The following is a 14,082-nucleotide window of genomic DNA, read 5'->3' on the forward strand; positions in this document are numbered from 1 at the left end:
GCACTGAGACTCCGGACGCCATTTTCGTGCGGATCGAGGTCTGGCGTGGCGTGAGTTGGTGACGGGCGGTGGGTGTCCGCGACCGGGAGCGGAACCACCCTGCCTCCGGCGCGGGGCAGGGCGGACGGGGCACTACCGGTCGTGCAGGATCTCGGGCCGGGCGACGGGCACGATGGTGATCAAGTCGTCGAGGCCCTTGAAGTCGTCGGGGCTGGTGGTGAAGAGGGGGAGTCCCTCGGCGGCCGCGACGGCGGCGATCATCAGGTCGGCCGCACGGTGACGGGGCCTGCGGCCTGCGGAGACGACGGCGGCGCAGATTCTGCCGTAGCTGCGGGCCGCCTCCACGTCGAAGGGGATGGGGTCGAATTCGTTTTCGGCGCGCTGGAGGACGTCCGTGCGGCGGGCCCGCTCGGCGTGTTCGTCGTAGTCGCGCAGCTCGCCGCCGCGCACCTGGTGGGGGCCCGCGGAGAGTTCCGCGAGGGTGATGGCGCTGATGGCCATCTCGGCAGGCAGCTCGCCGGCGTCGATCCACTTGCGCAGGATCATGATGTTGGTGTCGAGCAGTCCTTGCTCGTGCTCAACGGGCACACGGGTCGTCCAACTCCTGCTCGACGACGGCGTCCTGGTCGTCGCGGAAGGCGTCCAGCGAGATGTCGGGGGCCGTACGGGACATGGCTGCGAACTCGGCACGAGGAACGAAGCGGCGACGGCGGCGGAGCGGGATCAGCTCGCCGATGCGATGCCCGTCGCGGGTGACGGTGAACGCCTGTCCTCCCTGGACGGCGTCCATGATCTCTTTGGAGCGGGTGCGCAGATCGCGCTGAGTGATCTCCGGCTGCGCTGTCCTGCTGTCCGCGATAGCGAAGGTGTGCTACTCGGTGCTACACCGTTACCCGCGATGGTGGACAGGTGAAGGCGCCTGCTCGTAGAGCGATGTGCGTCTGGACATGAAAGAACCCCTCACCCGTTTCCGCAGGTAAGAGGCTATGTGCGCCCCCGGCAGGCTCCTCGCCCTCCGCCAAGCCGGCCAGTACGGTCAGCAGCGCCACGCGGTAGGTGACGCTTGCAGCGGTGCCGGCCACGGTGGACGTGACGCGGACGAGGCTCTTTGTGACAGCGGCTGCGGCCACCCGGTTGCCGACCGCGGTGAGCTGCGTGATCCCGCTGCCGGGGATCGCGGTCCAGGTGACGCCGTCCGCGGACTCCTCCAGCGAGGCATCCAGCGTCGGGCCCGTGCCGGATGCTGCGGTGCAGTGCACGGTGAGCAGTACGTCCGTGGCCTGGCCGGCGTTGGCGAGCTGGCCGGAGGTGTAGGTGCCCGCGCTGCGGGCGGCAGACGGCAGTACGCCGTCGCCGTGAACGGGCCGAAGTCCCATGCCGGGTCTCCTTCAGGGCGCCAAGGGTGTGGTCTAACCAGGCGCGACGGGCAACGAGGCATCTCGCCCGCTCGGTTCGTCCAGCAGCTTCGTGATTCGTACGGCCGTAGGAGTGATCAAAGTTTGAATGACGTTACGGTCTGATCCTTTTTGTGCATCGTTCTCCAGGTGTCTGCCCGATCTGGGGCGGAGCAGCGGAGGAGAACATATGAGGAACTTTCAGAAGATTGCGGCGGTGGCCGCAGCCACCTGCGGAATCCTCTTCGCCGGCATCGGCGAGGCCAGCGCTGACACCGGTAACGGGGGGGACAACATCCCCGTGCTCAGCAACATCAACACGCTCAACTGGGACGATTCGCCCTTCTGCGGAATTCAGGTCAAGACCGAGGACAGCGAGCAGGAGACGTCCTGTCCGGTAGTGCACAACGAGGGCAGCTCTAACAGCCCGGTCTACATCGTCACCTTCGGAGATTGATCTTTCATAGCGGTCCGGCGGTTCGCCCGCCGGACCGCTTTGCCTGTCGGGGCGTTGGCAGGCAGGTCAGTGATCCGGCTGTCGTGCCGGGTGGGCACCGAGGGCCTGTACGGAGTCGTGATCAGCGACTTGGCTGAAGGCTGCGTGACCAGGCTGCGAACCGGAAGAAGAACGAGTGCGGCCTGGACCACTACCAGGTCCGCCGCTATGACGCCTGGTACCGGCACATCACCCTGTCCATGGCCGCACTCGCCGCACTGACCACCATCCGCGCCCAGGAACGGTCAAAAGGAGCAGCAATCTTGGACAAACCCACCTGATACCCGTGTCCGTCGCGGAGATCCGCCGCCTGATCGGACTGCTCCTGCACCCACAACACCTCACCCCGACCCACCATCTGCGCTGGTCATGCTGGAGGCGGCCAAGTCAGACCCGAGCCCGCCACAGCCACTACAAACGCCGAGGTCATACCCCATAACTGTGATTGCAGTACTAAGCGAACGTCGGGGTGGCCAGGCCGGTCCCGGAGACCTTCTGCATGCCGCCGGCGTAGCGGCCGAAGGTGTAGGCGAAGTAGCTGTAGGCGACCAGCAGCACGCCCAGCGAGGCCACGGCGGGCTGCTCGGCGCGGATGAACAGCGGCGCGTCCGGGTCCTCCCACAGGTGGCACTCGGAGGCCGGGACGACGTACAGCTCGTCCTCGTTGGTTCCCGTGCCCAGGTTGGTGGCGATGGTGTTGTCGACGATGACTTCCAGGCCGCAAGGCAGCACACCACGCGGGCCGGAGTTGTAGCTGCTGCCCGCGTTCGCGACACCGGCGATGCCCCCCTCGGCCGGCAGGTTCGTCCAGTTGATCATCGGCCAGGTCGCGGACATCTGGCTGGACAGCCAGTACCAGCGCCGCGAGTGCATCACCGCGTGCGTCGGCCGTCCCATCGCGAGCAGGTTGGACTTCACGCCCGAAGCGCCGGCCAGGATCCGCGGGTACAGCTTGGCGCCGCTCGGCGCGGTGTCGGTGTTCGCCTGCGCCACGTTGGTCAGGCCGGTGGTCGCCTGGGTGAGCAGGGTGGAGTCCGGCACGGTGGCGACCCGCGCTCGCCCTGTACGCGCTCGGCTGCTGGGCCGTCGTCTGGGGGTGTGAGCGATGAGCGCCCGTCGCACCGGCACGATCCGCCGCGTGATCCCGTCCGCCGACGGGGCGGGCTCCTCGTCGGCCTCCGGCCGATCCGTCTCGCAGATCACGCAGACGTCCCGGGTGTTCTCCTTGCTGCACACCGGGCACTTCCACGGCGCCCCGATCCGCAGCTCGGCCTCCAACTCCGCGACCCGGGCCCGCAGCGCGTCGGCCTCGCGCCTCACAGAGCGCGTCTCGTTCTCCGCCAGGAGCCGCGCCTGATCCGACGCCTGCAGCTCCGCAAGCAGCCGTTCGTTCGTCTGGAACACCGCGTTGCGCTGGTCGCGGAAGGCGTCACGGGACTTGCGCAGCCGCTTGTGCTCGGCCGCAGTCCGCCGGAGCCACGACACCAGCGGCACGATCGAGCTGCTGTCCCAACCGGCCTGCCAGGCCACGATCCGCCGGTCATACGCGCCCAGTTCCACCCCGGCCGCGGTCAACGCGTCGGTGATCAGCTGCTGAGCGGTGTCCTTGTTGATGTACCGCGCGCGGGGTTCGGTCTCGAACGGGCCCTTGGGGATCACGATGTCGCTCATGCCGCACCACCGACCGGGCGCAGATCCGTGCCGAAGATGTCTTGCAGCTCCGCACGGGTCGACATCACCAGCCGCGGGCACGCCGCCACCTCAACGCCGTCGATCACGTACAGCGCGGCCCCGCCCCGGGTGTGCTCGGTGACGCGCCACACAGTGCCGTCCGGGGACACCAAGTCACCCGGGGTGCTGGGCTGTTTCTGTTCTGCGATGATCGGAGCCACGGGGCTCCTCCTTTCAACGGTTGGTAGGGGCGCCGAGTCGTGGGGTCGCCGGCCGGGAAGTCGGACGGCCCTTCGGCGCGTTCAGGGGGCTGGCTCAGGCGACGGCCGAGTTGGCGTCGGAGTCGCCCAGCAGCTGGGCGACGCGCGCGGCCTTGTCCTGCTTGGCCAGCTCGCTGCGGATGCGGCGGGCCTGCGCCGAGCGGCGGGCCATCTCCGTGTAGTGCGCCTTCTTCAGGGCCTCAGCGGCGGCGGCGATCTGCTTGTCCGTGCCGTTGGGGTGCAGCGTGCGGGCCTGCTCCACGAACCGGTCGTGGTGCGACCGTCGGCGGGCGGGCGCGGTCCGCGCTGACCGGTCCGCCGTGCTCGCCCAGCTCCTGTACGAGGCGATGCGGTTCTGCATCGAGCGCTCGTTGGTGTTCAACGGGTCCTCCTTTGTCATCCACATCTACATCCACATCCACGGACGTGGATGGAGCGGCCATGAAAAGAGCCTCGCGGTGGACGCCGACTGCCCGTGCGATCAGGGTCGCCGTTTGCTCGGCGGCGGATGGATATCGACCGTGCAGCAGGTTGTCCACGCGGCTCTTGGGAATGCCGGAGATCTCGGCCAGGTGTCGGACGCTGAGCGGCCCTCCGGGTGCGCGCTTCATGAGCTTGCGCGGTAGGTCGCTGTCGGTCAGGTGCAGGCGTTCGTCTCTCACGGGCTTCTCCGTTCATCCACGTCCGTGGATATGGATACATGAGCACACCGTTCGAACGTTGTCCATGGGTGGGTGTCCGGTCCCGCCGCAGGCGAGGCGGTCCCGCTCAACCCGAGGCATCTGCTCGAACCGCCTCAGCCTGAGCGAGACGCCACAGGTCGGCGGTGGTATACGGCCGACGATCCGCGGCCGGGCCCTCGTGGCTGGACAGCACTCCGTTCCAGCACGGGCAAAGATCAGCCCGCACCGAAGCGTGGGCGTATCACTCGCCGTCGGTGACTACCGGGACCTCATCCTCCCGAATGATGAGGTGCTCCTCGCCTTCGATCGTGATTTCCGTGCCTGCGTACCGGCCAGACGGAGTCTCCTCCCTTGCGGACTCCGTCTCGTCGCCGCCGTCGTCCTCAGCCATGCCTCCTCCTTCCGATCGACACGGTGTCGACCTGCGTCAATCCTGCCATGACTCACCGTCATCGAACCGTTGCTCTCGGTGGATCGGGGAGACGGGGCCAGATCGACCGAGACGGGACGCGTGCGCCTCACTTTGAACGGGACGGGCGCCCCCAGGACGCCCCGCGCAGAGTGAGGCACCGCAGGTCGGAGCGTCGCCGCGCCTCGGATATAGCGGGACCGGACAGCGGGGGTCGCCAAGATTCGGCCAAGGGGGACGAGCGGCGTACCATCCACATCCGTATTCGTGGACAATGTTGCGCGTCACTCGGAGGGATGTACGGGCTGACCTGCGACTTCGGTACTCCATGCGGCGGGTGTTCTGGGACGCCTGTGCGGAAAGAGGCGCCTGATGGCTCAGCGGCGGGATGCATTGACCGAGTTGGTGCAGCAGCATGTCGGCACTCATACGGGCCCGAACAAGATGAGCGTGGCGGCGTTCGTCAAAGTTGCCGTCGATCCTGACAGTGGTTATCGGCCAAGCAACGGCCTCGTCGGAAAGATCGTCCGCGGTCAGAGTTATGGCGTCGACCCCCGTCTGATCGGTGCCCTCGCGGCCGGCCTCCGTCTGCCGAGGGAGATCGTGGCCGCCGCCGCCCATCTTCAGCTCATTGGTTACGAGGATTCCGAGCTTCAAGCTGGCGCCCCAGCCAGGCTCCTGCGTCGTCTGGACGCCGAGCCGGGGGCCCCTGAGCGGGCAGTGGCTGAGAAGTGGCAGTCCGAAACCGGCCAGTAACCTTAGTTTAATCGTCACATTTCCTCCATGGTCCCCACACCCTTCACCTACTTGCTGCGTGAATATGACTACGCGGCGTAGCGTGGTCATCGCCTAGCGCAGATCGAACGCGTGTGCGAACGGGTGTGTTCCTGGGGCCCAGGCACGCGGGATAGGGGGTCATGTGACAGTGCATCTCGAACGCCGAACGCTGACCAGCGGCGTACCCGTCATGCACCTCGTTCAGGGGGACCAGGTCAGAGCTGCCTACGACCCCGACCGGATAGAAGAAGCCGCCGCGCTCGCCTGGTTGTGCATCAGCATCCCCAGACTCGTACGCGACAGCTTCGAGGTGGCGTACGCCACCGTGTGACGACTACGGGCGGTGAACAGGAGGTAGTGCCCGGACGGCCGCCGAGACTTTGCCCGGACCCTCCTCCACTCCCTACAGTCGGTCCCCCGGAGACAGGTTCCGGTGTGCCGGCCGGGCGCGCTCGATGCCGGCGGAGGCGGCGTAACGAGACAGCAGCTGCCGTGAGCGCCACCCAGTGATGCGCATCAGGTCGTCCTCATTGCCGCCGTTCGCCTTCCATAGGTGCGCGAACGTGTGACGGAACTGATGCGGGTGGATCGGGTCGATCCCGGCCTCGGAGCATCGCCGCTTGAGCATCGTCCCGACTCCCCTGATGGTGAGCCGGTGACCCTTCTGCCCGCGGTCGCCCCACCACAGCCGCATGTCCTCTTCCAGTGGCCGACCCTTGTGCTTTGCCGCGGCCCGCAGGTAGCGGTCCAGGGCGGTCGCACACGTCCGGCTGAACGGCACCGACCTCCACTTGTCGCCCTTGCCGAGGACGTGCAGCACCATCATGTCGAGGTCCAGATCCCCGATTTTGCGTTCGGTCACCTCTGACAGGCGTACGCCCGTATCCAGGAACAGCATCAGGATTGCCGTGTCGCGCCGGTCGGCGTACGTCTTCCCCTTGCACGTCTTGAACAGGCTCACAAGGCTGTCCTCGGGGATGACGGGTACCTCCTTCTCGGTGACCGTGGGCGGCTTCATGGTCCGCATGGGGGAGCGGTCGATCTCCTCCTCGTCGAGCAGCCAGTTGCAGAACGTCTTCAGTGCTCGGAAGTGCTGGTGCGCGTTCGCCGGGCTCGTCCGTCTGATGGTGTCCGCGATGTACGCCTGGACGTGCTCCCGGTGGATCTCGTCCAGGTCGGCCGGCGCGGGGCGGCCGGGGGTCCCGTCCTCGTCGGCGGTCGGCTGGTAGCCGCCCTCCTTGTCAAGTAGGAACCGTCCGGACGAGTTGACAGCGTGTCCGTAGATTCGGATGGTGTTGTCGGATTTGTTCTCAGACCTGAGGGCGGCGGCCATGAGGCAGCTATGGGCCCGGTGTTGTACCGCTCATCTGCCATGGACTCACGATGTTATACACGATCGTGGATGGTCGCGGCGCTTGGCCCGGGAGCGATGTGCATTGCGCCAGAAACGAAAATGACCAGCGTTTCCGCTGGTCATCGGGTGTGTGCGCCCCCGGCAGGACTCGAACCTGCGGCCAAGCGCTTAGAAGGCGCCTGCTCTATCCACTGAGCTACGGGGGCCGGGTGTGGTGGCCTCGTTCGTGGTGCCCGGGTGTGGGCTGATCCGTGACGTTGCCGGGGACAAGGATAGGGCTCCCGGATCCGTGTCCCTGTTGCTTCGCCTCCGTGGCTCGATGTGGAGGTTCGGTGAAGCGGTCCTGATAATCGCAGGCAGGTACGAATCGTGCATCGCTTTTGGTGCGTCACGGCCCGGGTGTTGTGTACTCGTTATGCCTGGACTGCGCCCGCGTCCCAGTCGTCCCTTCCGCCCGATGTGCTCCGTCGGCACGCAGACAACTCCATATGCTTCAGAATTACCCCAGAATTGGGCATTCTTCGCATGTGGTGACCTTGGACGTACGGCCTCAGCTGCTCGACACACTTTCCGCCCTGCGCGACCGTGTCGCCGCCGCACGCTTTCCGCTGCCCCTGGCGGGGGCCCCACGCGCGCGTGCCAACCGCGACGAACTGCTCGCCCAGCTGGACGACTACCTGGTGCCCCGCCTCAGAAGCCCCGAAGCGCCGCTGCTGGCCGTCGTGGGCGGCTCCACCGGGGCGGGCAAGTCGACGCTGGTCAACTCTCTCGTCGGTCGGCGGGTCAGCGAGGCGGGCGTGCTGCGGCCGACCACCAGGACTCCGGTGCTGGTGTGCCATCCGGAGGATCATCACTGGTTCAGTGGGATGAGGGTGCTGCCCGATCTCACGCGCGTATGGGTGCCCCAGCAGGACCCGGCGGACGATCTGCTGCTCCCCGGTGAGGACCCCGCGCGCGTGCTGCGGATCGAGACCGCGGACAGCCTCCCGCGCGGGCTCACCCTGCTCGACGCGCCCGACGTCGACTCCCTGGTCGCGGACAACCGTGTCCTCGCCGCCGCGCTGATCTGTGCGGCCGACGTCTGGATCATGGTCACCACGGCCGCCCGGTACGCCGATGCCGTGCCCTGGCACCTGCTGCGCACCGCCAAGGAGTACGACGCGACCCTGGTGACCGTCCTCGACCGGGTGCCCCACCAGGTCGTCTCCGAGGTCTCCCGGCAGTACGGCGCCCTGCTCACCAAGGCCGGCCTCGGTCAGGTGCCCCGCTTCACGGTCCCCGAGCTGCCCGAGTCCGCCTGGGGCGGCGGTCTGCTGCCCGCCACCGCGGTGGCCCCGCTGCGGAACTGGCTCGTGCACCAGGCACAGGACCCCGGAGCCCGGCAGCACATCATGGCGCGTACGGCGTACGGCATCCTCGACTCGCTCAAGACACGGATGCCCGAGCTGGCCGGCGCCGCCGCCGCCCAGCACGCGGCGGCGCTGCGGCTGATCGCCGCGGTCGACGGGGCGTACGACAGCGAGCACACGCGCGTGCGTGGCCGGCTGAACTCCGGGGCCGTACTGGCCGGGGACGCGCTGAAGCGCTGGCGCGCCTTCCCCCTCGACTGCACCGCCGGTGAACTGCTCGATGCGCTGGTGGGCAGCCTGGCCGCGCTGTTGCTGTGCGCCGTCACCGCCGCCGACGAGCGCGTCGATGCGGCCTGGCGGCGGGAGCCGGCCGCGGGCGCTCCGGGGCTCGCGGAACGCGATCCCTCGCTGGAGAGCGCCGAACACCGGATCGGCCTCGCCGCGCGGCGATGGCGGCGGGAGATCGAGGAATACGCCGAGGAGGCGGTGCGCGAGCTGGACCGGAGCATCGCGCCCGACGCGGAGACCGTCGCCGCCCTGACCGCCACCGTCGTACTCGGCGGCCGCCGGGCCCGGTCCGCGGGTGAGGGCCTGGGCGAACGCCTCGGCGCGCACCGCGCGGCACGGCTGCGCGAACGCGCCGGACTCCTGCTCGTCGAGCATCTGGACCGGGTCATGCACAGCGAACGCGAGCGCCGCCTCGCGCCGCTCGACGCCCTCGACGTCCAGCCCGAGCCCCAGGCCGAACTCATCGCCGCCCTGTCCGTACTGCAGAAGGAGAGGTGACCGGTGACCGCCGTCACTGACCAGGACCACACGGAGCACGCCGATCACACCGGGGACATGGTTTCCCGGGAGGCCGCTTCGCGTACCGAGCAGCGCGAGAGCGCCCTTCCCGCAGAGCCCGGGAACGCTCTCCGCGGAGGGGACGGTCGCGAGAACGGCCTCCCCGGAGAGGGGAAGGGGAACGAGACGCGGCGCGAACAGGTGCAGGAGCGTGAAGCGGTGCCGGAGCCGGAGCCGACTCAGAGGCAGGGGCAGGGACAGCCGGTGTCGGCGGACATGCGGCAATCGGGGGAAGAACCCGTACCCGTACCCGTACGCGGGCCAGGGCAGCAGCAGGAGCACATTCGGGGACGGGACGGCGGCGCCGATGCCCCGCACGCGCGCGTGCGGGGCGAGAACGCGGAGCAGGCGCGGCTGCGGGACGAGCAGGCGGGCCACGCGCGCGTGAAGGACGACAAGGCCGCCGCGGACTCCGCGGAGACCTGGGACGACGGGCTCATCGCCCGGCGCGTGGCCGTGACCGCCGACGGCGAGCAGCCCTCCCTGGTCGAACCCCGCGCATCGGCCGCACAGGTCCCGGTCCCGCTGGCGTACGACGGCCCGCTGCGGTCGCGCCTGGACGCCCTGCGGGAACTGGTCGGGCTCTCCCGTACCCGGCTCGACAGCTCCACGCTCGCCGAGGCGGGCCGGGTCCTCGACGAGGCGGCGGCGCGGCGCAAACTCTCCGGTCAGCACACCGTCGTCGCCATCGCGGGTGCCACCGGCAGCGGCAAGTCCCAGCTGTTCAACACCCTCGCCGGGGTGGCCATCTCGGAGACCGGGGTACGGCGGCCGACCACCGCCGCGCCCATCGCGTGCAGCTGGAGCGACGGCGCGGCGAGCCTCATCGACCGGCTGGGCATCCCCGGACGGCTGCGCCGACGGCCGCTGCAGAGCCCGGAGGCCGAGGCACAACTGCGCGGGCTCGTCCTGATCGACCTGCCCGACCACGACTCGGCGGCCGTGCAGCACCGCCGGCAGGTGGACCGGATCCTCAAGCTCGTCGATGCCGTGATCTGGGTCGTCGATCCGGAGAAGTACGCCGATGCCGTCCTGCACGAGCGGTACCTGCGGCCCATGGCGGGACACGCGGAGGTGATGTTCGTCGTCCTCAACCAGGTCGACCGGCTCCCCGGAGAGGCCGCCGACCAGGTCCTCGACGATCTGCGGCGGCTGCTGGACGAGGACGGGATCGCCCTGGGCGAGCACGGCGAGCCGGGTGCGGCCGTACTGAGCCTGTCCGCGCTCACCGGGGACGGCGTCGCCGAACTGCGCGAGGTGCTCGGCCAGTTCGTCACCGAACGCGGAGCGGCGGGCCGCCGCATCTCGGCCGACGTGGACGCCGCCGCGGCCCAACTGGGGTCCGTGTACGCCCCGGGGCGGCGCTCCGGGCTGACCGAGGAGGCGCGGGAGGAGTTCTCCGCCCGGCTCGCGGACGCCGTGGGCGCCACCGCGGCGGGGGAGGCCGCCGAACGCGCCTGGCTGCGCAATGCCAACCGGGCCTGCGGAACGCCCTGGCTGAGGCTGTGGCGCTGGTATCAGAAGCGGTGCGATCCGGCCACCGGACGGCTCCTCCTGCGCACGCAGGCGGACGAGGAGGCCACGGCTCGCCAGCGGGTCGAGCAGGCGGTGCGCACGGTCTCCGACCGGGCGGCGGCCGGGCTGCCCGTGCCCTGGGCGCAGGCGGTGCGGGAGGCGGCCGTACGGGGCTCCCAGGGCCTGCCCGAGGCGCTGGACGACCTGGCGGCCCGGGCCGGTCTTTCGCCGGGCAGGCCACCGCGGCCGGGCTGGTGGCCGCTGGCCGTACTCGTCCAGGCCGCCATGACGCTGCTTCAGGTCGTCGGCGGGCTGTGGCTGGTGGGGCAGATCGCCGGGGTCATGGCGCCGAACCTGGGCGTACCGGTGCTGTTGATGGTGGCCGGCATCGTGGGCGGCCCGATCATCGAGTGGAGCTGCCGGATGGCGGCGCGCGGACCCGCACGACGGTACGGGCAGGAGGCGGAACGCCGCTTGTGCGAGGCCGCCGCGGGGTGCGGCCGGGCGAGGGTGCTCGATCCGCTGGCTGCGGAGTTGCTGCGGTACCAGGAGGTTCGGGAGCAGTACGGGAGGGTCACACGGGCCGCGGCGGGGGTGGTGGGGTAGGGCCCGAGCGGCGGCCCCGAGCGGCGGCCCCGAGCGGCGGCCGGGCCGGGGAAGGGCGGGGAAGGGAGCCGGGCCGCGGCGGACGGAGGCTGTGGGGAGGCGGGACAGCAGCCTGTGGGTGGAGGGGGTGCGATCACCCGTCCGGGTGAGGGAGTTTTCCACAGGCGTCCGGCGGTCCACAGCGCTCAGCGGGATCGGCCCGGTGGAGGCAGTCTGGTTCCGCGGCGATCGCCACGCATGCCGAACGTCGGCGTCGATGCCGGCGCGACGGGTGGGGGCACCCCCTGCTCGGAGAGCTTGTTGGAGCGTGGCGGACGCGGCGACCGCAGCCGTACGGGACGGACCCGTACACATATCCGCCCGGCGTGAGCGACCGGGCCGGGGAGGGGTGTTCACGATGAACGAGACGATGGTGCACGTGGTGGGCAACGTGGCGACGCAGCCGGTGTACCGGGAGGCGGCCGCGGGCCCGTCGGCGCGTTTCCGGCTGGCGGTGACCTCACGCTACTGGGACCGGGAGAAGAACGCCTGGGCGGACGGGCACACCAACTTCTTCACTGTGTGGGCCAACCGCCAGCTCGCCACCAACACGGCGGCCTCGCTGAACGTGGGGGACCCGGTCCTCGTGCAGGGCAGGCTGAAGGTGCGCACGGACGCGCGCGACGGACAGCAGAGCAGGGTCTCCGCGGACGTCGACGCGGTGGCGATCGGCCACGACCTGGCTCGTGGTACCTCCGCCTTCCGGCGCGTGGGCAAACCGGAGGGGGCGGCGCCGCAACGGCCGGAACCCCACTGGGAGACCCCGGAGGGCGACTCCCCGGCCGCACCCGCCCAACGGCCACCGGAGCCCGCAACAGTGACATGACGTCAGCCGGACTCCGCGGCGCGGTCGAACGCCTCGTCAGCGCTGTGCAAGAGCTGTGCAAGCGCTGCGTGAGCGCCGCGCCCGTGGTGCATCAGCGATGCCTCACCGCCGCCTCAGTGGTGCGTCACCGCTGCCTCAGTGGTGCGTCAGCGAAGGAGAATCCCCGAACAACTCAGTGGATTTGTCGATAAGCCCTGCTCGCGCCGGGGCCTGGCGATAACGATTCCGAGTCGGATCCGCCATCCGACGATCTGACCGGCGAGCCGGGTTGCGACTGATCCCTAGGATGCCGGGCGTAGCCCCCGGGGGGGCTGCTGATTTTGTCGGTGGGACCACACACCCCCACGTCAACGGGTCCTGCTGGAAAGGGAATTCTGTGCTTGTTGCGTTCTCTCGGTTCTGTGGTACTTCCGCGCCGTCGGTGCGGCGGAGAGGCGTGTCCCGCCTCGCCGCCGCGACGTGGGTGACCGGACTCGTGGCCGTCGGCCTGCTCTCGGCCGCCGGGGTGGCCGCCGCCGACACGGAAGCGCAGGCCCAGGGCGGGGCGATCGCCACGCTGGGTGGTCTGAAGACGTACGGAGATGCCGTCATCCACGGGGACGGCGGTGACCTGAAGGTGGCCGCGGGCCTGTTCGAGATGTCCGTCGACGGCGGCGGCATGCTGCAGACCTACTGCATAGACATGCACAACCCCACCCAGAAGGACGCCAGGTACCAGGAGACGTCCTGGAGCGGCACCTCGCTCGGCGCCAACAGGGACGCCGGCAAGATCCGTTGGATCCTGCAGAACTCCTACCCGCAGGTCAACGACCTCGCCGCGCTCGCTGAGCGGGCGGGCGTCAGCGGCCTCACCGAGCAGGACGCGGCGGCCGGCACGCAGGTGGCCATCTGGCGCCACTCGGACGGCGCGGACGTCGACGCGGTCGGCTCGCGGGCCGAGAAGCTCGCCGACTACCTGGAGAAGAACGCCCGGGACGTGGCGGAGCCCCAGGCATCGCTGACGCTGGACCCGCCCGCGGTCTCCGGGCACACCGGTGACCGGCTCGGACCGGTGACGGTGCACACCAACGCGCGTGGTGTCACCGTGATTCCCCCGGCGGACGCCGCCACCAGCGGGGTCCGGATCGTCGACGAGAAGGGCAGGACCGTCACGTCGGCGAAGGACGGCAGCCGGCTGTATGTCGACGTCCCCGAGGACACCGGGGCGGGCACCGGAGACGGCGCGGCCACCCCCGCGCCGGGCGGCGCGGCCGGGACGGCCACCTTCACCGTCCAGGCGTCGACCAGTGTGCCGGTCGGCCGTGCCTTCGTCTCCGAGAGCCGCAGCCAGACCCAGATCCTGGCCGGCTCCAGCGAGTCGACGGTCTCCGCGACCGCGAGCGCGGCCTGGGCGGAGGAGGGCCCGATTCCGGCGCTGTCGGCCCACAAGAACTGCGCCGAGGGAAGCCTGGACATCAGCGCGGCGAACACCGGTGACAAGCCCTTCACCTTCGAACTGATGGGAGACGAGCACACCATCCCCGCGGGCACGTCGCGCACCGTGACCATCCCGCTCCAGGAGGACCAGGCATACGACTTCACGATCACCGGGCCGCACGGCTTCTCGCAGCGCTTCACCGGCGTACTCGACTGCCGGACCGAGGGCAGTGAGAGCGGTCCGTCGGCCCAGACCGTGGGCGAGCCCAGCCCGGCCACGGCGGGCGGCACCTCCGGCGGTACGACGAATCTGGCCGCGACCGGCGGCTCCAGCGCGACCCCGGTGATCACGAGCGTGGCCATCGGCCTGGTGGTGATCGGCGGCGCGGTCCTGGTGCTGCTCCGCAAGAAGGAAACGCCGGCGTCCGAATGAGCAACGCC

The 14,082-nt window shown here is 69.8% G+C and carries 15 protein-coding genes, 1 tRNA gene and 1 pseudogene; 8 read left to right on the top strand and 9 right to left on the bottom strand.

All coding sequences use genetic code 11. The features are described from left to right. Positions 1–132 precede the first annotated feature (132 nt). The 3 genes from ACFY2B_RS08995 to ACFY2B_RS09005 all read right to left on the bottom strand — a co-directional run bounded on the left by ACFY2B_RS08995 (position 133) and on the right by ACFY2B_RS09005 (position 1,376). Positions 133–588, bottom strand: coding sequence for a type II toxin-antitoxin system VapC family toxin (locus tag ACFY2B_RS08995; protein ID WP_390762477.1), 456 nt, complete (start codon positions 586–588; stop codon positions 133–135). Further along, on the bottom strand, positions 578–790 hold the full coding sequence (locus ACFY2B_RS09000) for a prevent-host-death protein (protein WP_390762478.1): 213 nt from the start codon (positions 788–790) through the stop codon (positions 578–580). Before ACFY2B_RS09000 ends, ACFY2B_RS08995 begins: the two co-directional genes overlap by 11 nt. Positions 791–881: 91 nt before the next feature. Continuing rightward, complete coding sequence (locus ACFY2B_RS09005) at positions 882–1,376, bottom strand: hypothetical protein (protein WP_390762479.1); 495 nt, start codon at positions 1,374–1,376, stop codon at positions 882–884. 208 nt (positions 1,377–1,584) lie between these two features. On the opposite strand from ACFY2B_RS09005, the gene ACFY2B_RS09010 reads away from it, so the two are divergent. Both ACFY2B_RS09010 and ACFY2B_RS09015 read left to right on the top strand, forming a co-directional pair. Continuing rightward, positions 1,585–1,851, top strand: coding sequence for a hypothetical protein (locus ACFY2B_RS09010; RefSeq protein ID WP_390762480.1), 267 nt, complete (start codon positions 1,585–1,587; stop codon positions 1,849–1,851). A 167-nt stretch (positions 1,852–2,018) separates the two neighbouring features. Continuing rightward, positions 2,019–2,171: pseudogene (locus tag ACFY2B_RS09015) on the top strand (IS701 family transposase); the annotation flags it as partial. 172 nt (positions 2,172–2,343) lie between these two features. On the opposite strand, the gene ACFY2B_RS09020 reads toward ACFY2B_RS09015, so the two are convergent. From ACFY2B_RS09020 to ACFY2B_RS09035, 4 genes are all read right to left on the bottom strand, one after another. Further along, positions 2,344–3,561 (bottom strand): hypothetical protein, encoded by a 1,218-nt coding sequence (locus ACFY2B_RS09020; protein WP_390762481.1) that lies wholly within the window; start codon positions 3,559–3,561, stop codon positions 2,344–2,346. Further along, positions 3,558–3,782 carry a hypothetical protein gene (locus ACFY2B_RS09025; protein WP_390762482.1) on the bottom strand — a complete coding sequence of 75 codons (225 nt, stop codon included), beginning with the start codon at positions 3,780–3,782 and terminating at the stop codon, positions 3,558–3,560. The genes ACFY2B_RS09020 and ACFY2B_RS09025 overlap by 4 nt, the downstream gene beginning before the upstream one ends. Before the next feature lie 94 nt (positions 3,783–3,876). Continuing rightward, positions 3,877–4,203 (bottom strand): hypothetical protein, encoded by a 327-nt coding sequence (locus ACFY2B_RS09030; protein ID WP_390762483.1) that lies wholly within the window; start codon positions 4,201–4,203, stop codon positions 3,877–3,879. Between the two features lie 542 nt (positions 4,204–4,745). Beyond that, positions 4,746–4,895 carry a hypothetical protein gene (locus tag ACFY2B_RS09035; protein ID WP_390762484.1) on the bottom strand — a complete coding sequence of 50 codons (150 nt, stop codon included), beginning with the start codon at positions 4,893–4,895 and terminating at the stop codon, positions 4,746–4,748. A 390-nt stretch (positions 4,896–5,285) separates the two neighbouring features. Between ACFY2B_RS09035 and ACFY2B_RS09040 the strand changes: the two genes are divergently transcribed. Together ACFY2B_RS09040 and ACFY2B_RS09045 are read left to right on the top strand one after the other, a co-directional pair. Further along, positions 5,286–5,669, top strand: a complete 384-nt coding sequence (locus ACFY2B_RS09040) for a hypothetical protein (protein ID WP_390762485.1) — start codon at positions 5,286–5,288, stop codon at positions 5,667–5,669. 163 nt (positions 5,670–5,832) lie between these two features. Next, on the top strand, positions 5,833–6,021 hold the full coding sequence (locus ACFY2B_RS09045) for a hypothetical protein (RefSeq protein ID WP_390762486.1): 189 nt from the start codon (positions 5,833–5,835) through the stop codon (positions 6,019–6,021). 72 nt (positions 6,022–6,093) lie between these two features. Here ACFY2B_RS09045 and ACFY2B_RS09050 read toward each other — a convergent pair whose 3' ends face one another. Both ACFY2B_RS09050 and ACFY2B_RS09055 read right to left on the bottom strand, forming a co-directional pair. Continuing rightward, the gene (locus ACFY2B_RS09050; RefSeq protein ID WP_390762487.1) at positions 6,094–7,023 is read right to left on the bottom strand and encodes a tyrosine-type recombinase/integrase; all 930 of its coding nucleotides are present in this window, start codon (positions 7,021–7,023) and stop codon (positions 6,094–6,096) included. 154 nt (positions 7,024–7,177) lie between these two features. Next, a tRNA-Arg gene (locus tag ACFY2B_RS09055) sits at positions 7,178–7,250 on the bottom strand. Positions 7,251–7,571: 321 nt separating this feature from the next. Between ACFY2B_RS09055 and ACFY2B_RS09060 the strand changes: the two genes are divergently transcribed. The 4 genes from ACFY2B_RS09060 to ACFY2B_RS09075 all read left to right on the top strand — a co-directional run bounded on the left by ACFY2B_RS09060 (position 7,572) and on the right by ACFY2B_RS09075 (position 14,074). Next, positions 7,572–9,179, top strand: a complete 1,608-nt coding sequence (locus ACFY2B_RS09060) for a dynamin family protein (RefSeq protein WP_390762488.1) — start codon at positions 7,572–7,574, stop codon at positions 9,177–9,179. Positions 9,180–9,455: 276 nt separating this feature from the next. Beyond that, complete coding sequence (locus ACFY2B_RS09065; RefSeq protein ID WP_390762489.1) at positions 9,456–11,360, top strand: GTPase; 1,905 nt, start codon at positions 9,456–9,458, stop codon at positions 11,358–11,360. Between the two features lie 397 nt (positions 11,361–11,757). Then, the gene (locus tag ACFY2B_RS09070; RefSeq protein WP_390762490.1) at positions 11,758–12,225 is read left to right on the top strand and encodes a single-stranded DNA-binding protein; all 468 of its coding nucleotides are present in this window, start codon (positions 11,758–11,760) and stop codon (positions 12,223–12,225) included. Between the two features lie 436 nt (positions 12,226–12,661). Continuing rightward, the gene (locus tag ACFY2B_RS09075) at positions 12,662–14,074 is read left to right on the top strand and encodes a Cys-Gln thioester bond-forming surface protein (RefSeq protein ID WP_390762491.1); all 1,413 of its coding nucleotides are present in this window, start codon (positions 12,662–12,664) and stop codon (positions 14,072–14,074) included. The last annotated feature ends 8 nt before the right edge of the window (positions 14,075–14,082 follow it).

The sequence above is a fragment of the Streptomyces sp. NPDC001270 genome (genome assembly GCF_042896695.1).
Taxonomy (GTDB): domain Bacteria; phylum Actinomycetota; class Actinomycetes; order Streptomycetales; family Streptomycetaceae; genus Streptomyces.